The organism is Gordonia sp. NPDC003424, from assembly GCF_053588655.1.
Genome location: NZ_JBSFQJ010000001.1, coordinates 329,675 through 352,341 on the forward strand (window position 1 = coordinate 329,675; position 22,667 = coordinate 352,341).

Below are 22,667 nucleotides of genomic sequence, written 5' to 3' on the forward strand. Positions count from 1 at the left end.
GCCGTCGGTCGTCGGCGGGGCGGTCGGAACATGTTCAGTCGACGCGACCCACGGCCGTCGGTGCCGCCTGGGCGACCCCGGCGGCGGCTTCTCGACGACGACGCCGAGGGATCAGCCACCGCCGATCGATCCAGCGAGCGACGACGATCACGATCGCCGCCAGCCCCCATCCGAGCAGGACGTCGAAGACGTAGTGCTCGCCGGTGTAGACGAGCGTGAAGGCCATCGCGAAGGCGTATCCCATAAACAACGCCTTCCCCAGCGCCCGCACGCGCGGCCACATGAACAGGGCGAGCAGCATGGTGAGGCCGGCGTGCAGCGACGGAACCGCGGCGACGAGATTCGCCTTGCCCTGCCCGATCTGCACGAGGTCGGACGCCGCGTGGATGTTGAGGTACTCCCAGCCGCGTGCCGAGATCCGCTCGACGTACGGCTCGGCCCCCGGGTGTGTGGAGGTGACCGGCCCCAGCAGACCACCGTTCGACCCCGGGGTGCTCGAGTACATGCACAGCGGATCATGCGGATGATCGGCGACCTCGACGGCCGTGCACCTGGCGGCCGCCCAGGGTGGCGCGGCCGGCACCAGGCTGTAACCGACGAGGGCGATGAACGTCGTCGCGACGAAGCACGCGGCGTATCGGCGCCAGGCCGCCCGGTCCCGCAGCCACAGGACGGCGGCCGCGGCATACGGAACGATGAAGTACGACATGTAGACGACGCTGGTGATGATCTCCCACCAGGGCGGGTTCGCCATCTTGAGGTGACCCTGCAGCCACACCGTCGGATTGACCCCGAACATCGCGTGGTCGACGTCCGGCGCGAGGTGCCATTGCGTCGGCATCCCGAGCCAGACCGCGACGTTACGGGTCCAGTCGTAGAGCAGCAGGATCAGCGCGAACGGCAACCAGTCGATGAACACGGTGATCGCACGTCGTCGGCCGATGCTCGCCGCGAGCAGACCGAGACACAGCAGGAGCAGCAGTCGGGTGCGGTCGAAGGCGAGGCCGTCCGAGGTGATCTCGTACGCCATGAACGCCACCCATGTGCCGATGGCGATCCGCCGGACGACCGTCAGGTCACGACGTTGCGCGGGCTCCGACTCGATTTCCGCGGCGGCGCCGATGTCATCGAGGAACGGTTCGACCGACGGAGGGTCGTCGGGTGTCGGTTTGCCCACCGCCTCGTCAATGCTCACGGAACCTCGCAGTACCCACGCCCCACCGGGGCACCCGCCGCTGATTTGTCATCTTTCGTCACCCTAGTGATCGATTGGTGTTGGCCGCGCGTTTACCGACGGCGCGGCCGGAACAATCACGGAGATCGACCGGTATTCAGTGATACAGGTCACACAACTATGGTGGGGGCCATGCGCATCGGAGCTCATCTGCGTGAGGACGCGAACCCGCTGGCCACCGCCGCCGATCTCGGCATCGACGTCTTCCAGATGTTCGTCACCGACCCGCAGAGCTGGAAGAAGCCCGAGACCCGGGCCGACGCCACGGCGATCCGTGAGTCACCGATCGACGTCGTCGTGCACTCGAGTTACCAGATCAACGTCGCGAGCCTGAACAACCGGTTGCGCATGCCGTCGCGCAAGGCCGTCGAACAGCAGGCCGCCGCGGCAGCCGAGCTCGGCGCCTTCGGTCTCGTCGTCCACGGCGGGCACCTCCGCGACGGCGAGGATGCCGGGGAGGGATTGGCCAACTGGCGCAAGCTTTTCGACCGGCAGGTCGACAAGGGCGGCTTCGGCGTCCCGATCCTCATCGAGAACACCGCCGGCGGTGACCATGCGATGGCCAGGACCCTGGAGTCGATCGATCGGCTGTGGGCGTCGGTCGGCGACTTCGAGCAGGCGGGCTTCTGTCTCGACACCTGCCACGCCTGGGCCGGCGGGGAGGAGCTGGTCGGGCTCGTCGAACGGGTCCGCGAGATCACCGGCCGCATCGACCTCGTCCATCTGAACAACTCCCGCGACGAGTTCGATTCGGGCCGCGACCGCCACGCCAATCTCGCGGATGGTCACATCGACGCCGATGTGCTGGTTGCGGTGGCCGCAGCGGCCGGCGCTCCGGTCATCCTGGAGACCCCGGCCGAGGGCATTCCGGCCGATCTGGAGTACCTGCGTTCCGCTCTCTGACGCGCCGTGACCTGCCGTTTACCGGTATGTCATCACCGCGAACACTCCGCTTGCAATAGTTAGCGCGCGTCACATTCGACAAGGGTTGTTGACACCCGAGGTTTCAGAGTATTCTGTAGTTACTCGCGAGTAACTTACTCGCCATCTCACTAGCCGAAAAGCCCCGTCGGGAGAGGAACTCAGCATGGGCCACTACAAGAGCAACCTGCGCGACCTGCACTTCAACCTGTTCGAGATGTACGACCTCGACAAGGTGCTCGAAAGCGACGAGTTCGGTGACCTCGACCACGAGACCGCCGTCGACATGTTGCGCGAGGTCAGGACACTGGCCGAAGGCCCCATCGCCGCATCGTTCGCCGACGCCGATCGCAACCCGCCGGTGTTCGACCCCGACGAGCACAGCGTGACCGTTCCGGAGGGTTTCGCGAAGTCCTACAACGCGCTGGTCGAAGGCGGTTGGGACAAGATCGGCGTCGCCGAGGAGCTCGGCGGCCTGCCCGCACCGCGCTCGCTCTACTGGGCCATCGGCGAGATGATCCTGGGCGCGAACCCGCCGGTCTTCATGTATGGCGCCGGCTCGGGCTTCGCCAACATCTTCTTCGACAACGGCACCAACGAGCAGAAGAAGTGGGCGGCCATCTGCTCCGAGCGGGGCTGGGGCGCAACCATGGTGCTCACCGAGCCGGACGCCGGCTCCGACGTGGGCGCCGCCCGCACCAAGGCCGTCAAGCAGGAGGACGGCACCTGGCACATCGACGGCGTGAAGCGCTTCATCACCTCCGCCGACCAGGACATGACCGAGAACATCTTCCACCTCGTGCTCGCACGGCCCGAGGGCGCAATGCCGGGCACCAAGGGTCTGTCGCTGTTCTTCGTCCCGAAGTTCCACTTCGATCACGAAACCGGCGAATTGGGTGAGCGCAACGGCGTTTTCGTGACCAACGTCGAGCACAAGATGGGCATCAAGGCGTCGGCCACCTGTGAGCTGACGTTCGGTCAGCACGGCACCCCGGCCGTCGGCTGGCTCGTCGGCGAGGTGCACAACGGCATCGCGCAGATGTTCGACGTCATCGAGCACGCCCGGATGATGGTGGGTACCAAGGCCATTTCGACCCTGTCCACCGGTTATCTCAACGCGCTCGACTACGCCAAGGAGCGCGTGCAGGGCGCCGACATGGTGCAGATGACCGACAAGGCCGCTCCGCGTGTCGCCATCACGCATCACCCCGATGTGCGTCGTTCGCTGATGACCCAGAAGGCCTACGCCGAGGGCCTGCGCGCCGTGTACCTCTACACCGCGTCTCATCAGGATGCCGTTGCGGCACAGATTGTCTCGGGTGCCGATGCGGCCCTGGCGCACAAGGTCAACGACCTCCTGCTGCCGATCGTAAAGGGCGTGGGCTCCGAGCGCGCCTACAGTGTGCTCAGCCACGAGTCGCTGCAGACGCTCGGCGGCTCCGGCTTCCTGCAGGACTACCCGCTCGAGCAGTACATCCGCGACTCCAAGATCGACTCGCTCTACGAGGGCACCACGGCCATCCAGGCGCAGGACTTCTTCTTCCGCAAGATCATTCGCGACAAGGGCCAGGCGTTCGGCCACGTCGCCGGTCAGATCCAGAAGTTCCTCGAGAGTGAGGGCGGCAACGGCCGGCTGAAGGCCGAGCGCGCGCTGCTCAAGACCGCGTTCGAGGACGTCCAGGCGATGACCGCCGCGCTCACGACGTATCTGATGAATGCGCAGGAGGATCCGAAGGAACTGTACAAGGTGGGCCTCGGCTCGGTGCGTTTCCTGATGTCGGTCGGCGACCTGCTCATCGGCTGGCTGCTGCTGCGTCAGGCCGAGGTGGCGCTCGCCGCCCTCGATGCCGGCGCCACCGGCGACGACAAGTCGTTCTACGAGGGCAAGGTCGCGGTCGCGAGCTTCTTCGCGAAGAACATGCTGCCGCCGCTGACCGCCGTCCGCGGCACCGTCGAGAACCTCGACATCGAGGTCATGGAGGTCGACGAAGCGGTGTTCTGACCGCTGCTGCACTCAGCCGACCCGTTCTTCCCCCGGTGGTGCGAAGATTCTCCGCGAGCTACGAGTTCGCGGAGAGTCTTTGCAAAACCGGGGGATGAACTGTTTGCGGGCGGGTGGACACTGGTCCCATGGCGGACGCCCGGCTCTTTCGGATGACGAGCCGTTGGCGTCTGCCGTTTCCGAGCGGCCGGGTGTTCACCGCCCTCGCCGACGCCGACGGCTACCCCCGGTGGTGGCCGCAGATCCGCGACGCGGTGCGGGTGGACGACCGGTCCGGCACCGCGCGTCTGCGCTCGGTGGTCCCGATGTCGCTGCATGTGACGGTCACCCAGCAGCTGCACGACCCGGCGGCGGGCATGCTGCGCGCGTCGGTGGCAGGCGATCTGGTCGGGTGGAGTCAATGGCGCATCAGCGCTGACGGTGGTGCCGCGATCGCCGAGTTCAGCCAGGAGGTCAGTCTCGAGAAGCGGGCCATTCCACCGTGGTTGCTCGGCACCCTGCGACCCGTCCTGCATCTCAACCACCGGTACATGATGTGGTCGGGGCGGCGCGGATTCATCCGCTACCTGAGTGGCCGCGGCCCGTAGCGCGGGTTCCCCTTGCTCCACACGTAGTTCTTCCCCTGGCTTTGCAAGGACTCTCCGCGAGCTGGCGGAGGGTCCTTGCAAAGCCAGGGGAAGAACGGTCCGGTCCCGACGACGAGGTCCGCGAACCTACTTCGGTGGCATCCGGATGCCGCCGTCGACGCGGACGACCTCGGCGTTCATGTACGAGTTGGTGATGAGCTCGACGACCATCGACGCGAGTTCCGACGGCTGGCCCAGGCGGTGCGGGAAGAGCACGGACTCGCCGAGCTTCGCCTTGAAGGCCTCGGCGGCCTCGCCCTCGCCGTAGATCGGGGTGTCGATGAGGCCCGGGGCGATGGTGTTGACCCGCACGCCGACGGCGGCGAGGTCACGGGCCACCGGCAGGGTCATGCCGACGACGCCGCCCTTGGACGACGAGTACGACGCCTGGCCGATCTGGCCGTCGAAGGCGGCGACGCTGGCCATGTTGACGATGGCGCCACGTTCGCCGGACACGAGCGGTTCGTTGCGGCTCATCGCGGTGGCGGCCAGGCGGATGCAGTCGAAGGTGCCGACCAGGTTGATCGCGATCACCTTCTTGTAGGCATCCAGGTTGTGGGCCGAGCCGAACTCGCCGTCCCTGCCGATGGTGCGCTGGGCCCAGCCGATGCCGGCCGAGTTGACCAGTGCCCGCAACGGGCCGAGTTCGGTGGCCGCGTTGACGGCCGCCTCGATCTGCGCGGTGTCGGTGACGTCGACGGGGACGAAGATGCCGCCGACCTCGGAGGCCAGCTCCTCACCCTTGTCGGCCTGCAGGTCGGCGACGACGACCTTGGCACCCTTGGCCGCCAGCTGGCGTACCGCGGCCGCACCGATTCCCGACGCGCCGCCCGTGACGATTGCACTTGCTCCATTGATATCCACGACCGCGAGCCTATCGAGCGTTCTATCGCTCGGTCCAGAGGGGTGATGTCACCCACAGGTGACGATGGGCTCCGGGTCGTACTTCACGGTTCGCGTGTGGCGACCGATCTCGTTCCCGGTCCGGGCATCGGTGATCACCCGAGTGTTCGACGTGGTGAAGCCGCGACTGCCCGACGACGCGATGCAGCCGTCGCCCGCCGGCAGTTTCATCGTCTCGGGATCGGTGTAGGCGTAGCGGTCGCCGGTGATCGACTCGACGTCGACGGTCGTGGTGCTCCACATGCGGACCGTGACCGCCGATTCCGACCACGCCGTCTCGATGTAGATGCCGTAGCGCGTGTTGTTGCGGAACACGAGGTCGATCGCCCCCTCGAACACCGTCGCCTCCCGCGCCTCGGGATAGCGGGAGATGTAGTACGAGTGCTCGGTGTGGTCGACGTCCTCGAGTCCGGCGAAGTAGGCCGCGTTGTAGAGCGTCGTGGCGAACTGCGAGATGCCACCGCCGACCGCCTTGGCGGCGTGCCCGTGGTCGATGATCGTCGAGGTGACATAGCCCTGCGCGGTGCCGCGCGGCCCGGTGTAGCCGTTGAGCGAGAACGTCTTTCCCGGAAGCACCAGCGCGCCGTCGACCTCTCCGGCGACGACCCGGATGTTCTCGCCCGAGGCGGCCGAGAAGCCTCCGGTGCCGAACTCGCTGACCACTTCGCGGACTCCGAGCTTGCGGGCGGCGGCGGTGTCGAGGCGCGGTTTGGTGATGCGGTAGGCGACGTCGGCCGTCCGGCGCGGCGCGTCGTCGGCCGCGGCCGCCGTGATCATCGCGTCGAACGTGCGGGGCCAGTCGATCCGGGCGCCGTCGCGGGACGCGACCACGGTCGGCGTCCCGGAACTCAGGGAGAAGGTCGCGTTGCGAGGGGCGTGCTCGGTGCGTGCGAGCCCGGGGCGAAGCAGGGCGACGGCCGGCTTCTCGTCGACCTGGAGACGCAGTCCCCCGCGGCCGTCGGGGACGAAGTGCAGGACCGTGCCGAGTTGGGTCGGGGTGATGCGGATTGTCGCATTGTCGGCGCCCCGGACGACGAGCGGAGCGGCCACGGCCTGCGCCGCCGGCCCCTCGACGGTGGCCCGGACGGTGTCCGCGCTGACCGTCGGCGCGAAGTCTTCCGTCGGGAGGTCGACGGTCCTGCCGTCGAGCCAGTGCCGCGACAGTGTCACCTCCGCAGCCGTGCGGGCCACCCGTTTCCCGGCGGCGGGGAAATCGCCGATCGGCGCACCCTCGCGATAATGGACGCCGCCCTCGACGGCGGCCTTCTCCAGCACGCCGCGATGGTCGTCGAGCGCGGTGCGCAACGCCGAGCGATCCAGCCGAACCACCGGATCGATGGTGTGGGATCGGCCGAACAGGGCCGCGAGGCGCGCGAACGGATTGCGCGGCTGGGCCATGAGGCGTGCCGTCGTGGCGTCGGCGTCGAAGGTCAGGCCCAGTTCGTCGGCGGTGGGAGTGACCGTTCCCGAGGGTGTGCGAATCGCGACCGGCCGCGCGGCGCGGGCGCTGAGTTCGTCGACGACGGCCTGCGTCCGGGCAGGTCCGAGGTTGCCGGCGGCCAGGCCGGCGATGACGGCACCCCGGGCGGATTTGCCCGACGTGGCCAGCAGATCGGCGGCCAGGATGATGCCGAGCACGGCGAGCACTCCGATACCCAGGCGCGCGAAGACACGCGGGGACAGATGAGCACTCACGGAGACAACCCTATGGGGACGAAAGCAGGCGCTCCGACCGAGCTGCCGGGTCGGGGGTCTGGCAGCTCAGTCGGAGCTACTCGTATATCTACGCTATTTCCGGCTCCGTTACAGCCAACCCCGAAATATATTTGCGGCGAGTCGGCGCCGATTTGAGATCGTTATCCCTCGATGATGGCCGTGACGCCCTGCCCGCCGGCCGCACAGATGGAGATCAGCGCCCGGCCGCCACCGTTCTCCTTGATCGTCTTGGCGGCCTGCGCGACGATGCGGCCGCCGGTCGCCGCGAACGGGTGACCCGCGGCCAGCGACGACCCGTGGACGTTGAGCTTGGCGCGGTCGATCGAGCCGAGCGCGCCGTCCAGACCGAGTCGCTCCTTGCAGTACTCGTCGGACTCCCAGGCCGCCAGCGTGGCGAGCACGACCGACGCGAACGCCTCGTGGATCTCGTAGAAGTCGAAGTCCTGCAACGTCAGCCCGTTGCGTTCCAGCAGGCGCGGCACGGCGTACGTCGGGGCCATCAGCAGTCCGTCGGGTCCGTTGACGTAGTCGACGGCCGCGGTCTCGCTGTCGACGAGGTAGGCCTGCACCGGCAGTCCCTTGGCGTCGGCCCACTCCTCGCTGGACAACAACACGGCCGACGCACCGTCGGTCAGCGGGGTGGAGTTGCCCGCGGTCATCGTCGCGTCGCCGAGCGCGACCCCGAAGACCGGCCTGAGCTTGGCCAGCTTCTCCGCCGACGAGTCGGGACGCAGGTTCTCGTCGCGGGTGAGCCCCAGGAAGGGCGTGATCAGGTCGTCGAAGAATCCCTCGTCGTAGGCGGCGGCCATGTTGCGATGGCTGGCCGCGGCCAGCACGTCCTGGTCGGCACGGTTGATGCCGAACTCCTTCGCGGTGATCGCGGCGTGCTCACCCATCGACATGCCGGTGCGCGGTTCGCCGTTGCGGGGGATCTCGATGCCCAGCTTCGGCAGCAGCCGGACCGCGCCGAGCAACTGGTCCTTCGTGCTCCGCGCCCGGTTGACCTCGAGCATCTGGCGACGCATCGACTCGGAGACCCCGATCGGCGCGTCCGAGGTGGTGTCCACGCCGCCCCCGATCGCCGCGTCGTAGCGACCCGACGCGATGCCGTCACCGACCGCGACGATCGCCTGCAGTCCGGTGCCGCAGGCCTGCTGGATGTCGAAGGCCGGGGTGTAGGGCGAGAGCGCCGAGCCGAGCACGCACTCGCGGATCAGGTTGAAATCACGGGAGTGCTTGAGCACGGCGCCGCCGGCGACCATGCCGAGCCGCTCTCCCTGCAGGTTGAAGCGGCTGACCAGGCCGTCGAGGGTGGCGGTGAACATCTCTTGGTTGCTGACCCGGGCATAGGCCTTGTCCTGACGGGCGAACGGGATTCGGTTGCCGCCGAGGATCGCGACCGGACGGAGGCTGCGGGTGGTGGGCGTGTGAGCCACTTCGATCTCCCAGGGTGTAGTTCGGGTTCCGTACGCTATTCTTACTCATCAGTAAGTTCGTTGTCGAACCTGAGGAGAACTTCCGTGGCAGCCACTGGCCTGTACTCGAACTTCGTCCATTCCGCGCCCGGCGCGTTCATCGCCAAGCAGGCCGGTCTCCCGGTCCCGGCGACGCTGCGCCGCTACAAGCCGTCGGAGCCCGCGCTGCCCGGCCCCGTCCTGCTCGGTGGTGCCGGTCGTCTGATCGAGCCAGTGCGCGAGATTCTCTCCACGCCAGACTACGACCTCATCCACAATGCGACGACCGGTCGCAGCGCCGACAAGTACGGCGCCCTGGTGTTCGACGCCACCGGCATCTCCGCGCCCGGTGAACTGCGAGCCCTGTTCGAGTTCTTCGCGCCCGCCATGCGCTCCCTCGCGCCGTGCGCGCGACTGCTGGTGCTCGGCACCACCCCCGCGCTGATCGACGACCCGAACGAGCACGTCGCCCAGCGCGCCCTCGAAGGGTTCACCCGCTCGGTGGGCAAGGAACTGCTCAAGGGCGCGACCGTGCAACTCGTCTATGTCTCGCCCGACGCCAAGACCGGCCTGACCGGACTCGAGTCGACGGTGCGGTTCGTGCTGTCGGCCAAGTCCGCGTTCGTCGACGCGCAGGTGATCCGGGTGGGGGCCGCGGATGCCGCGGCGCCCGAGGACTGGGACAAGCCGCTGGCCGGCAAGGTCGCCGTGGTGACCGGTGCGGCCCGCGGCATCGGCGCCACCATCGCCGAGGTCCTCGCCCGCGACGGCGCCCACGTGATCGCCGCCGACGTCCCGCAGGCGGGGGAAGCCCTCTCGGAGACCGCGAACCGGATCAATGGCACCGCGTTCCCGCTCGACGTCACCGCCGACGATGCCGGCACCAAGCTCGCCGAGCACGTCCTCGAGCGCCACGGCGGCCTCGACATCATCGTCAACAACGCCGGCATCACCCGCGACAAGCTGCTCGCCAACATGGACGACGCCCGCTGGGATGCGGTCATCGGCGTGAATCTCATTGCGCCGCAATCGCTGGTGAACGACCTGCTGGAGAAGGGTGCACTCCGCGAGGGCGGCGCGGTGATCGACGTGTCGTCGATCGCGGGTATCGCGGGCAACCGCGGGCAGACGAACTACGGGGCGTCGAAGGCCGGGGTGATCGGACTCGTCGACGCGTACGCGCCGATCCTGGCGAAGCAGGGCATCACCATCAACGCCGTCGCGCCGGGATTCATCGAGACCAAGATGACCGCCGCGATCCCCCTCGCGACCCGCGAGGCCGGCCGCCTGATGAGTTCGCTGCAGCAGGGCGGGCAGACCGTCGACGTCGCGGAAACCGTTGCCTACTTTGCCAATCCGGCGTCCAACGCGATCACCGGAAACGTCGTCCGCGTGTGCGGCCAGGGCTTCCTGGGGGCCTGAGCCGATGAGTAAGACGATCACCCTGGACAGCGCACCGAGCACCACCGAGGTGTACTCCAAGGCCGTCGGTGCGATGCTGCCGGTCATCGGCAAGCCGGCACGGGTTCCGGCCGACGCGTCGATCCCCGACCGGCATTACCGACTCGACGACGTCCGGGTCGACGCGGAGCGACTGCATGCCTACACCCGGGTGACCGGCCAGCGCTTCGGCGGGACGCTGCCGATCACGTATCCGTTCGTGCTGCAGTTTCCGCTGGCCATGAAGGTGATGACCGACAACGACTTTCCGTTCGGCGCGGTCGGCTCGGTGCACGTGGAGAACAGCATCCACCGACTCCGGCCGATCGGGATCGGTGAACCGCTGACCATCGACACCCACGCGGAGAATCTGCGCGAGCATCGCAAAGGGCTGCTGATCGACATGATCTCGCACATCAGCGTCGGTTCGGAACTTGCCACGACGCAGGTGGCCACCTTCCTCAAGCAGCAGCGCACCAGTCTGTCCGACGAACCGCGGGGCCCCGAGCCGAAGGCGGCGACCCCCCCGCCACCGGATGCGGTGTTGTCGGTGGATCTCGGCCGCATCCGCGCGTACGCGGATGCGTCCGGCGACCGCAACCCCATCCACATGGGCAACCTGCCGGCCAAGGCCTTCGGCTTCCCGCGCGCCATCGCCCACGGAATGTGGAGTGCCGCAGCAGCAGTCGCGAACGTGGAGGCACACTTGCCCGACGACGTCACCTACGCCGTGCGGTTCGGCAAGCCGATCCTGTTGCCCGCCAAGGTCAACCTGTACACGCGGCGGATCGACGGCGCGGGCGCCGGGAGCGCAGCGAGCGGGCCCAATGCGTCCGGCGGCTTCGACCTGTCGATCCGCGACCGGCGCAAGGGCTTCCCGCACCTGACGGCGACGACGCGGGCGGGCTGAGCCTGCCCGATCCCTGAGGAGCGAGCTTGCGAGCGTCTCGAAGGGTCCGGGTTCCTCCCCCATCCTTGTGTTTGTGGGGGAAGAACAGAGTTGCGGCTCAGGCAGTCTGGTCACCCATGTCATCGAAACCCTCGATGATCCCGACGAGCCGGGTCAACTTCTCCATGTCGAAGACCTGATCCGGCCCATGCGGTGCTCTGTCGGTGAACGGCGGATCGTAGAGCCGGCCGGGTTCCATGGTGCCGTTGCGCGTCAGGTGATCGACAATGAGGCCGACGAAGTCTATCTGGTCGGCGGATGCGTTGGTGTCGGTGAGGAAGTCGGCAAATCGTTCGTTGACGGCCTGCCGGTCGAGACCGACCAGCGAGCGGATGAAATGGCCGAGGCCGTGGGCGTCGTCGATCGCGCGCTGCAGTTCTTCGGTTGTCCCGGCGCCGCTGCGGGCAAGTAGTTCCTGGAGCGAGGCAAGATCGCTGTCCGTCAACGGCTTCCCGGTGCGCAGCTTCTGCAACGCCAAGTTGTCGGGTTGGCCACGCAGGTAGTCGCGGATCTTGGCGGTGAACCGTTCTCGGTCGGTGCCGGTCGCCATGAGCGGCATGTCGACCTCTTCGACCTCACCGACGAAGGAGTCGGCGAAATCGGTGTAGACGATGGGCTGCTTGGTCTTCTCCAGCAGACCGACCAGGGAGCGGAGCCGTTTGCGCGCATCATCGAGCATCTCCGGGGTGATGTCGGTCCACCACTCGTCGGAGGCAACCTCACGCAGAAGTTCCTCCTGCGCTTTGATTTTCGGGATGGTGAGCTGTTCGAGCAGCCCGTCGGCGATCTGCCGCACCCGCTCCTGCCGGCGCCCCAGCTCGGTGTCGTCTCCCTCGATAACAGCGAGTTCGCCGCTCAGCACGAGTAAATCGAAACGCTTGGCCATTTCGTCGGTATCGCGGATGGTGGTGGGTAGGTCGGCAAGGTTGTCGACGATCTCTCGCAACTTCTGCTCGCTCAGCGACTCCCACGCCGACCGCTCACGGTAAGTCTCCACGTGTCTGCGCCGCGGGCGCACCAGGAAGTTGTCCAGATTCATGGCCTGCACCTGTGTGTGCAGGCCATCGGCGACCTCGGTACGCAATTCGGGGTGCGAATTGGCTCGGTCGAGCGCGAAGATGATGTCAGTGCGTTTCTCGAACAGCCGCTGCGACAGCGACTTCGCCAGTGCGCCGTCGGCGGGCGCGGGGTTGGCGCCGAAGAACTCGATGTTGCGGCAGAGGTCGAAGATGAGGAAGTCGGTTTTGTCCTGGTCCGGCCCGTACAGGTCGGGGCGCAGACGGGTCCCGCGACCGACCATCTGCCAGAACTTCGTCTTGGATCGAACGGGTTTGAAGAACACGAGATTCACCACATCGGGGACGTCGATGCCGGTATCGAGCATGTCCACGGAGATGGCGATGTGCGGCTCGGCGTCGGGTTGGGCAAACCGGTCGATGAGATCCTGGCCGTGCGACACCGAATGAGTGATCACTGCGGCGAAACTCCCTTTGTACTGAGGATAATTCGCGTCGAACCGCTGGGCGATGAAGTCGGCATGGTGCTGGTTCTTGGCGAAGATGATGGTCTTGCCGAGTCGGTCGCCGCCGGCGACGCGATGCCCGCGGGTCATCAGTACTTCGAGGGCTTTGTCGACGGTGTCGGTGTTGAACAGCCATTTGTTGACTGCTTCGGCATCGACCGCATCGGGATACTCATCGTCGCCGGTGTCGTCGTCGCCCCAGTCCTGAGACTCCCACCGCTTCTTCTCGTCCTCGGTGAGGTCGTCGTACTTGATACCCAGTCGCTGGAAACCCAACGGCACCTCGATCGCCCGCGGCGGCACGAGATAGCCGTCCTTGATCGCTTCGTCGAGCTCATAATCGTCTGTGGGGACACCGGTTTCCAGCCCGAAGAGCGCGAAGGTGTTGTAGTCGACCTCGTCCTTGGGTGTCGCGGTCAGGCCGAGAAGCAGCGAGTCGAAGTATTCGAAGATGCGCCGATACTTCTGGTACACCGAACGGTGCGCCTCGTCGATGACGATAAGGTCGAAATAGCCAGGTCCGAAACGGCGTAACCCGTCGTCGACCTCGTTGATCAGGCCCATCATGGTCGGGTAGGTGGAGACGTAGATACGGCCGTCGGTGTTCTTCTCGGTCAGCAGGTTGACCGGAGCCGCGTCGGGCAGGAATGTCTTGTACGCGTTGACGGCCTGCTTGACGAGGGCGACCCGGTCGGCGAGGAACAGGATACGTTTGGCCCAATTGGCTCGCATCAACATGTCCGACAGGGCGATCACGGTGCGGGTCTTGCCGGAGCCGGTGGCCATCACGAGCAGTGCGGCGCGCTGGCGGTCGTTCTCGAACCGGTCAGTGACGCGCCGGATCGCCCGGGTTTGATAGTGACGTTCGACGATGGACGTCGGGATCTCCATGTCGGCGAGCTGCTTACGGCTGCCGCGCCGCTGCATCTCGAGTTGCAGTTCATCCTGGGTGTAGAAGCCCTCGACGAGCCTCGGCGGATAGCGCTGGTCGTCGTAAAGATAGGTCTCGAAGCCATTGGTGTAGAAGATGATCGGCCGCTGCCCGGTCATCTGCTCGAGACAGTTCGCATACAACCGCGCCTGATGCTGGCCGGCCACCGCATCCCTCGAGGTGCGCTTGGCCTCCACCACCGCCAGCGGCAAGCCGTCGTGTCCCCAGAGTACGTAGTCGACGAATCCGGTTTTGCCGTCAGGCATTCCGGTGACCGGGAACTCGCGGTCGCGGGACTGGTCGAGCGGCCAGCCGGCCTCGTGCAACAGCAGGTCGATGATGTCGGCGCGGGTCTGGGCTTCGTTGTAGTCGTGAGTGTCTTGTTGGGTGGCCACCGCGGCTTTGGCGGCCGCAACCTCGGCCTGCAATTGCGCGACGAGCTCCTCGAGCGTGGCTTTGTCGGCGTCGGCGGCCTTGAGTTGATCGTCGCGGGCGAGGAGTTGTTCGGTGAGGTCGGCACGTTGGAGCGCCGCCTGTTCGAGTTCCGCGTCCTTGCGTTCGAGTTGTTCGTTGAGCGAGCGCAGTTGGGCGATCGTCTTGGCCACGGCCGGCCCACCGCCGGGCTTGGGTAGGCGGGCACGATCGAACTGCTCGGCCGGCGCCGGTTTGGATTCGGCGGTAGACGCGTAGGCGCGCGCGAGCCACGACAGGATGTGGAACAACTCGTCGAGGACTCGGAGGCCCAACTCCTTGCTGACCGGGCGGTCGTCGTGCACCGCATGATTGCCGCTCTTGCGGATCAGGTTCATCTTGGGTAGCAGGTGGGGCGGGAGGAGCGACTGGAAGTCGGGGTCGTGGATCCGCGCCGATAGGTCGCTCTTATAGGGTTCGCGCAGTTGGTTGGCGGTGTAGAGCCATTTGACCGTCGCCTCGAGGGTTCGGCGGGCGTAGAAGCAGGTGGTGCGGGCGTCGAACAGCGCGTCGCGTTCGGCACTCTTCGCGCTGGCGTAGAGCTGCGGCCATTCTGTCTGCAGGAAATCGAAGTTGCCGGCCACGATGCCTCCTTTCGCCGCTTCTGATCTTGGCACAGGCGTGCCGTTCTGTCGGCGAGCCGATCAGAGTAGCGGGGATGTCTGACGGCCCGGAACCGTCCACATCATGCTGATGGCCCTGTGGAGGGTGGGCCCGCGATCGCCGTGCAATCGTTTAGCGTCGCTGGTGAGTGATCGGCTGATTCCTGCGCCGACGGGAGGCTATGATTGTCCATACCGCTTGCCTTGTTTTCGTCTAGCCAGATGGACTATCCTTCGTGATAGCGCCCGCACCAACTCGCGCGGTCGTCAAGCTGCTCAAGTCAGCCGGTTTCACCGGCCGAGTCAGCAAGGGAAGCCACACGGTATGGGTCTGTCGATCAGGTCGACACCGGGTGAGCATCCCGGACGGGCACAAGACGATCTCGCCGGGGGTGCACCGGCAGGTCCTTGCCACCATCGCGGCATGTACGTGCTCACAGGACGGATGAACCGATGCTCTATCGCATAGATGTCACCCGAGACGACCGATGGTGGATGCTACGAATTCCGGCGCTCCACAACACTCACGGCCTAGTTGGCGAAGCACTGACCCAGGCGCGTCGGTACGCGGACATCCCGCGGGAAGCCACCGACTACATCTGCGTCGTTACCGATTGCAAGCCGTCCGACGTCTCACTGGACATTCACGTCGCCATCGACGACCTGGACGTGACTGCCGCCGCCAATCGAGTCCGCGAGCTCAAGACAACAGCGGCGCAACTCGAGCACGACGCCAGCATTCTGTCGGTATCGACGGCCGACAGGCTGTCCGCCCAGGGGATTCCGATCCGAGACATTGGTGCCATCCTCGGTGTCAGTCATCAACGCGTTGCCCAGTTGATGAACGCCGAAACGACAACCGCGGGGACTGCAACGAGACGCTGAATCCGCACGCTGCCAGCATCCGTCGACTTCCGATATCCGGCAAATGTCCGACTTGCGTAATCTAATCGCCGGGAGTTGGTGGGGCCCGCGGATCAGCCCGGGCCGGACGCATGACACAGCGAGGTGGAGTTGTCGGGTAACCGCAATCGCGTGAGCGCGATGGCAAGGAGATCGGCCTGCCCGCGCGAACGATCGTCAAGCTGGCTCGACGATTCGGGGATCTCGGCGCGAAGGACGCTCACAGTCTGGTGCAATCCACAGTTGCGCAACAGATCAGACAGACACATGACAGGAAATCGTCTGACGCGCTCCGAAAGCGGCGCGACGCTCTCACGCGGTTGACAGGGCGACGTCTCACCAAAGCGGAGAAACGTGAGTTGCAGGGACTGATTTCAGTGGTCGGCCCCGCTGCAGCCCCCATGCGGCCGCAGCCGCGCAACCGTAAAGGACGTGCGTCCACGGATGCGGCATTCGCATCAGCTGAAGCCACTACGGGACGGCGTGAAAGGCCAAACAAGCCGGAGCGTGGGCAATTCGATGCATCCAGTCCATCGGTGACCGTCGCCGAACTCGCCAAGGACCTTGGACTTCACATCGACTTCGTCAGATCCCTCGCGGATAGGTATCAAGGCTCGACGGTCGGCGGGCGGAGCAACACTATTTCCGCTGCTACTGCGAAGGCAATCCGCCGGGACTACCCCGACGCCGAGACAGCCGATCTGCGGACGCGGTACGCGACGTTGCGCAAATGGTCCAGCACCAGACTGACCGCCGAGGAGCGGCGAGAACTCGGTGAGCTCAAGCTCATGTTCGCCGGCAGGGCCGATTCACTACCGACACGCCCACCCACCGCGCCCAACGTCACCAGGTCGAAAGGCCCACGGACCGAGGCGGTATCCAGGCACACCTGCAAGCTGTGCGGACAGGAATTCCGCTCGAAAGACCGCTCGCACGGCTGCGCCATAGATCGCCGCGTGCAGGCCTCGCGCACCACTCAGGATCTGCCACTGATCAAACCCGTCACTGGTCGTCGCCGGCGAGGGCCCAGTGCCGGTCGAGCGGAGTACGACATCTCTCCTCGCCGAGGTGGCGGGGTGATTCCCAGCGGACATCCCGGAAGCGGTCGAAAGGGGTGATAGAACCGATCCGCTTCTCCTGTCAGAAGACAACCGCGGAAACCGCGGATTGCTGAGCGTTCCGCGGAACGCTCAGCAACCTCTCCCGGATCTCCCATGCAGATCCGGCCAGGTCAACAGTCATGAATCGGTATCGATGTCCTTGGATGATCGCCGACTCATCGAGGTGTTGCCCGACAACCGGATACAGCAGCACACCTTCCGCTGTCTCCGACAGAACGTCGCGGCCGTGCTGGGACTGCACGTAGGCGTACAGCTGGAAGATGTGATTGCGTGAGAGTTTCGCGGCGCCGTACTGGTTTGGTTTGAGCGCATCGGCGAACTTCGTCTCGACGATGATCCGCCGGGTCGCGGACTCGAGAAGGGTGTCGGTCTTCATGATCGGCAGCACGTCCGACAAGCCGGCAGTCTGCTCGACGACCGGCCAATGATACTGCGTCTCACCGGGAGCGACGGTCCACTCAGGACCGAGCACGGCTCGGTAGAAGCCACGAACGGCATCCTCGTAGAGTCCGCGGATCACCGCGGCCTCACGTTCCGGATCGCGGTACGACGACTTGCCCTGTTCCTCGGCGGGTATCACCATCTGCAACAGCAGCCTGGCTGCGTCGACGGCCTCCGCATCGTCGCGCTCGTTACGCCCAAGCGTCAGTTGACCGGCCTCACGACTTGTCACTGGCGTCGACGCGACACCGTACTGGGTGAGGATCTCGGCGAGCGTCCGCGACCGCCGTTCGACGGATCGCTGCGTGGTATGCCGAGACGCTACGACCAGCGCCGTGCGCAGGACGCGATTGCGGAGGTTATCGACGGAGAGTTCATCGAATCGGCATGCCACCCGCCCCTGCGCGAGAAGCAGTTTGGACTCGGTGCCCAGTAGGTCGATCTGGCCTCGGACCCGGGTGAGGATCGCGGACCGCTCGCGGTATTGGCGCCCGAGGTTTCGTTGCAGACGACGTTCGACGGCAACGACCAAGATCTCGGCAACCAGATCGAACAGGTCGTCCGGGTTGTCCTCGATGCTGCCGTTGCGGAGCTTCTCGTTGCGCTGGAACAACTCCGAGGCGTAGAGCATCAGCAGCCAGAGATTGCGCACCGGAATCAGGGTGCTCTTTCCACTGGCGACGACGCCCGGTGCGCTCATGGAGTGCCGATCAATGCCACGGTCTCGGCTGCCACTTTCTCCGGGTCGTCGAACCAGTACTCCGCCAGGAGCGGCCGAATCTCTTGCTCGACCACGCCTCGCACCCACGTGTCGGGGTCGTCGATCGGTGTGTCGTGCGCGGGGGTGAAGAAGCTGTGCCCGATGCAGTACTGGGCGCCGAGTGAGCGGTCGTCGGTGATCTTCTGGTTCAATACGTCGACCCGGATGCCGAGTGCCACAAGGGTTGCGTCAGGGATCCCGTTTCGGATGCCGACCAATGTCCGCCAGGCGGCGTTGAACTGTGGTGACAGGTCGGCGAAGGCGAAGCGCCTGCGTAGGGCGAAGTCGACGATGGCCAGCGACCGGTCGGCGAGGTTCATGGTCCCGATGATGTACAGGTTCTCGGGGATGAAGATGGGGTCCTCACCGTCGCGAGAGTAGGCCAGCTGCAACGCTTCCGATGGTTTGCGTTTGTCTGCCTCGAGGAGAGTCAACAGCTCCCCCATCACCTGGGCGAGATTGGCGCGGTTGATCTCTTCGATGACGAGCACGTGGTTGTTGTCGGGCTCGTTAACCGCGGCGTCGATCACGTCGAGGAACACCCCGTCGACGAGCGTCAGCTTCCCGTCGCCACTCGGCCGCCACCCGCGAACGAAGTCCTCGTAAGAGACCGTCGGATGGAACTGCAACGCATGGATCAGCTTTCGATCCTTGCGTTCGATGATGGCGTAGGCGAGTCGCTTGGCCACCCACGTCTTTCCGGTGCCCGGTGGGCCCTGCAGAATGAGATTCTTCTTGCGTTTGAGGGCTCGGAGGTAGCCGTTCAGTTCCGGTTCTGGGATGAAGCATCCATCTGTGGTGATGTCGGCGACGGTGTAGGTGGGCTCGTCCGGCACTTCCTCGTCAAGGCGCTTCGAATCGTGGTCGTCGCGCGTAGGTGCATCGGCGAGACCGTACTTCTTCTTCCAATACGGCTCCGCGAGGAAGCGTGCGTAGTCCTGTTCCGCGCCGTCAAACGCGAATGCTATGAGCGCCTTGGCTTTCCAGGTGCTTGGCCGCAGCGCCCACACGGTGCTCCGACTGGTCCAGAAATACCAGTCCTCCTCGGGCAGAGGTGTGTCGGTGTCCCAATCGACCTCGACGCTGTCACCATCACCGGGGTTGCTTGTGATGGTCCCGGTTGCCTTGATCGACATCACCGACGCCGTCTTGCCGCCAATGTCGAAAGGCAGATCCTTCTTTCGCGTGAATGCAGCCTTGATAGCGATCCGATCGCCGGGCTTCATCGTCTTGATCTGATCGCCGTAGTTGTGCGGCCGGCCCGCGCGCCACAGACGGTCGTCAAGAAATTGGGCCACATGGTCGTACGGCTCGTCTCCCTCATGGTCACCGAACACTGAGCCGACAAACCAGTACACAGGAAGGCTTTCCGAATCATCCTCGGAAACATCGGAAGAGCTGTCGAGATACTCGGGTGATGCCTCCAGGTCGGCGCGCGTCAGCTGGTCGGTGTGTTCAACCAGTAACTGATGTCCGTAGCTGGTGATCTGCGTCTGGCCCGGGCCAACGGGTGCAACAGCGCCAGCACGTTTGAGATCGTGCAGCGCCCAGCTCACCCTGGTCTCGAGCCGAGTGCCACCCGACTTGACTGTTTCGGCAAACTGGTCCGGGCTCAAGTCCAAAACGTCGGCGACGGCATCTCGCAAGGCCGCACGCGACCAGCTCTGGTCATCGCTCATCAGTTGCAGCAGTGGCCGACTGAGCTCGATCTTCGTGGGAAGCGACGAAATAGGTTGGCTCATAGTTCACCTCGAAAGGCGCGGGATTGGAGGGAGGCGAAGAGGCAATCGAGGGCGGACAAGCTGACTTCTGACTCGCTCTTCAATACGCCCAACTCATGATGCAGATCTGTGTAACGATGCTGCTCTTCGCGTGGAACCAGCGGGAACCTCATCGCGGCAAACCTTGCTGCACCCAAGTGCGCGACGCTCGATGTCTTACTACTCGTCCGAGCAAACTGTCCATTCCTCAAGTACTCCAGAAAGACAGCCAGCGCGAACTCTGGCGAACACTTCTCAGGATCAACTCGAAATCGAAGCAGCGTATTCTGGAAGCAGCAGTTGTCAATCTCGTTTCGCCACATCGCTGGCCGTCCCACAAGCTCGGTACTCTGGCCTTCGTTGAGGAGGATGTCACCGTAGTGGAGCCGGTATCGTCGAAAGTCATTAGAGTCGAAGTCCATCGACAGTGTGTCCGTTGTGTCGATCCTGTCCTCGTACACATTCGCCACACGCATGTAGGGCCGCGTATGGTTCCCGGTCTGATACTTCGGCGCCCTCTGCCGACCCAACTGGACATCGCCTATATCGTCAACGCGAACAGTTGGCCATCGAAACTTGCCGGGTTCCATCGGGCCGAAGCTCTCACGAAATACTGCTCGGCATAACGACTCAATCGCGACAACAGACGCACGGCGCTTAACGCGGAGGGCGTCGGCGTGGTCGAGGATGGCTGCGATGCGGCGTTGTTCGGGGAGGGGAGGAAGTGGGATCTGCAGTGACTGAAGGAAGTTAACCGGCACTCGACGCTGACCCCCACTGCCAGTCATCCTGCGTTCACCGTCAACCCGAACGGGCATCCGCCGCAAGAAGTGCAGTAGGTACCGCTGGTCTAGTACATCCTGATTCCCTCGCAGCACGTGAAACTCAGTCGACCCGAACCCTTGCGCGCGTGCAAGCCGCGCCTGTGCAATCTTTCCGTTCTCGAAACATGGTGTGATCTTGGCGAGCAGCACGTCGGAGTCTCGAAAACTCGTATACCCCTTTCTCACTTCCGTGTACGGTCGGTCCACACCGACCGTGGTAGTCCCGGCCTCCGAAACATCCGCCATGCCAAGGAATGACACGATCTCATCGTCCCCCAATCGCTCGTTGAGCTTTGGATTGATCTCGCACACCTCAGCCAAGTCCACCGATTGGAAACTCACTCCCCACCCCCAGCCAACATCTGCCGCAACTCCGCGAGCCCCGACTGTATGTCCAGCTCGGTCTTCTCGAGTTCGTCCAAGATCTCGGCCGGCGGCCGGTGTTCGACCTCTTCGTGCACGATCTCCTTGTAGCGGTTGAGGCTCAGGTCGTAGCCCTGCTCCTCGATCGCGTTCCGAGGAACGCAGAAGCTCTGCTCTGTGCGCTCGCGCTTGAGCTCGGACCCATCGCGTTCGGCCCAGCGACGCAGGACATCTGGGAGGTTGTTCTTGGCGTGCTCTTCGGGGGTGAGCGGAGTGGTCTCGATACGCGGCTCCTTCGTCGCCGCTACTCGACCAGCGGAAGGGGCGACTCCATCAACGGAAGAGGCGACTCGACCAGCGGACGAAGCCAGGATCGGACCGAGCTTGTCGGCGTCGAGGAGTGGGGTGCGCTTGTCATCGAGCGAAAAGCCGTCGGCCTGAACGTCGTAGAACCAGACGTTGTCGGTGCCGCCGGAGTTGGTCTTGGTGAAGAACAGGATCGCGGTCGACACCCCGGCATACGGTTTGAACACTCCCGACGGCAGTTTGACCACCGCGTCGAGCTTGTGGTCGTCGACCAGCATCTTGCGTAAGGTCTTGTGCGCCTTGGACGATCCGAACAGCACGCCGTCGGGGACGATCACCGCGGCCCGGCCACCCGGTTTCAGTAGCCGGATGAACAGAGCAAGGAACAAGAGTTCGGTCTTCTTGGTCTTGACGATCTGCTGCAGATCCCTGGCGGTGTTCTCGTAGTCGAGGCTGCCGGCGAACGGCGGGTTGGCCAACACCATCGAATAGGCCCCCGCGTCACCAGTGTTGGCCTCCGCCAGCGAATCCCGGTAACGGATGTCGGGATGCTCCACGCCGTGTAGCAGCATGTTCATCGACCCGATACGCAGCATGGTGGTGTCGAAGTCGAAACCGTGGAACATCTCATTGTGAAAGTGCTTGGCACCCTTGCCTGAGTTGATCTCGGCCGCATGATTGTCGCGCATGTACTCGGTCGCGGCGACCAGGAACCCGCAGGTGCCCGAAGCGGGATCGACTATGGTGTCGCCCGGTTCCGGTGCCATCATCTCGACCATCAGCTTGATGATGTGCCGCGGTGTACGGAACTGGCCGTTCTGGCCGGCGCTGGCGATCTTGGCGAGCATGTACTCGTAGATGTCGCCTTTGGTGTCGAGGTCATCCATCTTAATGTTGTCGAGGAGGTCGACGACCTTCACCAGCAGTGCCGGGCCGGGAATGGCTAGACGAGCGTCCTTCATAAAGTGCGCGTAGGTGGAATCCTCGTCGCGCATCGTCTGGATGAACGGGAACACCTGCTTGTCGACGATCTCGAACATCTCATCAGCAGAGCGATTCTTGAACACCGACCATCGCAACTCTTCCCGCTCCACCGGAAACGGGTTGTCCACGATCGGCTTCTTGGTGAGGTTTGCTCTGTTGAGCGCACGAGTCTGCTCGTCGTCGAGCCGCTTGATGAACAGCAAGTAGGTGATCTGTTCCATCACCGAGAGCGGGTTGGCGATCCCGCCCGACCAGAATGCGTCCCAGACCGCGTCGACCTTGCTCTTCTGCTCACCGGTAATCACTGATCGCACTCCATCACAGTCGCTGACGAACCCCGAACAGAACTGTATAGGGACGGTGTCCACGTCAACCCAGACATTGGTCGCCGACCGACGTCGTCCACATCTTCGTTGGGGAACGTGCAGGTAAAT

General features: G+C 64.8%; 16 protein-coding genes. 7 read left to right on the forward strand and 9 right to left on the reverse strand.

Annotated features, from left to right (window positions below; translation table 11 throughout):
- Positions 1–34 precede the first annotated feature (34 nt).
- A complete protein-coding gene (locus ACWDTI_RS01505; RefSeq protein WP_449736260.1) occupies positions 35–1,195 on the reverse strand; it encodes a phosphatase PAP2 family protein in 1,161 nt (386 codons plus the stop codon).
- Between the two features lie 171 nt (positions 1,196–1,366).
- Between ACWDTI_RS01505 and ACWDTI_RS01510 the strand changes: the two genes are divergently transcribed.
- From ACWDTI_RS01510 to ACWDTI_RS01520, 3 genes are all read left to right on the forward strand, one after another.
- Positions 1,367–2,137 (forward strand): deoxyribonuclease IV, encoded by a 771-nt coding sequence (locus ACWDTI_RS01510; protein ID WP_449736261.1) that lies wholly within the window; start codon positions 1,367–1,369, stop codon positions 2,135–2,137.
- 184 nt (positions 2,138–2,321) lie between these two features.
- Positions 2,322–4,157 (forward strand): acyl-CoA dehydrogenase, encoded by a 1,836-nt coding sequence (locus ACWDTI_RS01515; protein ID WP_449736262.1) that lies wholly within the window; start codon positions 2,322–2,324, stop codon positions 4,155–4,157.
- Between the two features lie 128 nt (positions 4,158–4,285).
- The gene (locus tag ACWDTI_RS01520; RefSeq protein ID WP_449736263.1) at positions 4,286–4,744 is read left to right on the forward strand and encodes an SRPBCC family protein; all 459 of its coding nucleotides are present in this window, start codon (positions 4,286–4,288) and stop codon (positions 4,742–4,744) included.
- A 126-nt stretch (positions 4,745–4,870) separates the two neighbouring features.
- On the opposite strand, the gene ACWDTI_RS01525 is transcribed toward ACWDTI_RS01520, so the two are convergent.
- The 3 genes from ACWDTI_RS01525 to ACWDTI_RS01535 form a co-directional block, all read right to left on the reverse strand.
- Positions 4,871–5,647, reverse strand: coding sequence for an SDR family NAD(P)-dependent oxidoreductase (locus ACWDTI_RS01525; protein WP_449736264.1), 777 nt, complete (start codon positions 5,645–5,647; stop codon positions 4,871–4,873).
- A gap of 48 nt (positions 5,648–5,695) precedes the next feature.
- Positions 5,696–7,381 carry a VanW family protein gene (locus ACWDTI_RS01530; RefSeq protein ID WP_449736265.1) on the reverse strand — a complete coding sequence of 562 codons (1,686 nt, stop codon included), beginning with the start codon at positions 7,379–7,381 and terminating at the stop codon, positions 5,696–5,698.
- Between the two features lie 161 nt (positions 7,382–7,542).
- Positions 7,543–8,838 carry an acetyl-CoA C-acetyltransferase gene (locus ACWDTI_RS01535; protein WP_449736266.1) on the reverse strand — a complete coding sequence of 432 codons (1,296 nt, stop codon included), beginning with the start codon at positions 8,836–8,838 and terminating at the stop codon, positions 7,543–7,545.
- An 84-nt stretch (positions 8,839–8,922) separates the two neighbouring features.
- On the opposite strand from ACWDTI_RS01535, the gene ACWDTI_RS01540 reads away from it, so the two are divergent.
- Positions 8,923–10,278 (forward strand): 3-oxoacyl-ACP reductase, encoded by a 1,356-nt coding sequence (locus ACWDTI_RS01540; RefSeq protein WP_449736267.1) that lies wholly within the window; start codon positions 8,923–8,925, stop codon positions 10,276–10,278.
- A gap of 4 nt (positions 10,279–10,282) precedes the next feature.
- The gene (locus ACWDTI_RS01545; RefSeq protein WP_449736268.1) at positions 10,283–11,206 is read left to right on the forward strand and encodes a MaoC family dehydratase; all 924 of its coding nucleotides are present in this window, start codon (positions 10,283–10,285) and stop codon (positions 11,204–11,206) included.
- Positions 11,207–11,303: 97 nt separating this feature from the next.
- Here ACWDTI_RS01545 and ACWDTI_RS01550 read toward each other — a convergent pair whose 3' ends face one another.
- Positions 11,304–14,753: a DEAD/DEAH box helicase family protein gene (locus ACWDTI_RS01550; protein WP_449736269.1), complete on the reverse strand. Its 3,450-nt coding sequence runs from the start codon at positions 14,751–14,753 to the stop codon at positions 11,304–11,306.
- Positions 14,754–15,007: 254 nt separating this feature from the next.
- Between ACWDTI_RS01550 and ACWDTI_RS01555 the strand changes: the two genes are divergently transcribed.
- Positions 15,008–15,220 carry a type II toxin-antitoxin system HicA family toxin gene (locus ACWDTI_RS01555; protein WP_449736270.1) on the forward strand — a complete coding sequence of 71 codons (213 nt, stop codon included), beginning with the start codon at positions 15,008–15,010 and terminating at the stop codon, positions 15,218–15,220.
- A 4-nt stretch (positions 15,221–15,224) separates the two neighbouring features.
- Positions 15,225–15,656: a HicB family toxin-antitoxin system gene (locus ACWDTI_RS01560; RefSeq protein WP_449736271.1), complete on the forward strand. Its 432-nt coding sequence runs from the start codon at positions 15,225–15,227 to the stop codon at positions 15,654–15,656.
- Positions 15,657–16,814: 1,158 nt separating this feature from the next.
- Here ACWDTI_RS01560 and mcrC read toward each other — a convergent pair.
- From mcrC to ACWDTI_RS01580, 4 genes are read right to left on the reverse strand one after another with little or no spacing between them, the layout of a single operon-like run.
- Positions 16,815–17,936 carry a 5-methylcytosine-specific restriction endonuclease system specificity protein McrC gene (gene mcrC / locus ACWDTI_RS01565; protein WP_449736272.1) on the reverse strand — a complete coding sequence of 374 codons (1,122 nt, stop codon included), beginning with the start codon at positions 17,934–17,936 and terminating at the stop codon, positions 16,815–16,817.
- A complete protein-coding gene (locus tag ACWDTI_RS01570) occupies positions 17,933–19,738 on the reverse strand; it encodes an AAA family ATPase (RefSeq protein WP_449736273.1) in 1,806 nt (601 codons plus the stop codon). Before ACWDTI_RS01570 ends, mcrC begins: the two co-directional genes overlap by 4 nt.
- The gene (locus tag ACWDTI_RS01575) at positions 19,735–20,922 is read right to left on the reverse strand and encodes a restriction endonuclease subunit S (RefSeq protein ID WP_449736274.1); all 1,188 of its coding nucleotides are present in this window, start codon (positions 20,920–20,922) and stop codon (positions 19,735–19,737) included. Before ACWDTI_RS01575 ends, ACWDTI_RS01570 begins: the two co-directional genes overlap by 4 nt.
- Positions 20,919–22,538: a type I restriction-modification system subunit M gene (locus ACWDTI_RS01580; protein WP_449736496.1), complete on the reverse strand. Its 1,620-nt coding sequence runs from the start codon at positions 22,536–22,538 to the stop codon at positions 20,919–20,921. The genes ACWDTI_RS01575 and ACWDTI_RS01580 overlap by 4 nt, the downstream gene beginning before the upstream one ends.
- Between the last annotated feature and the right edge of the window lie 129 nt (positions 22,539–22,667).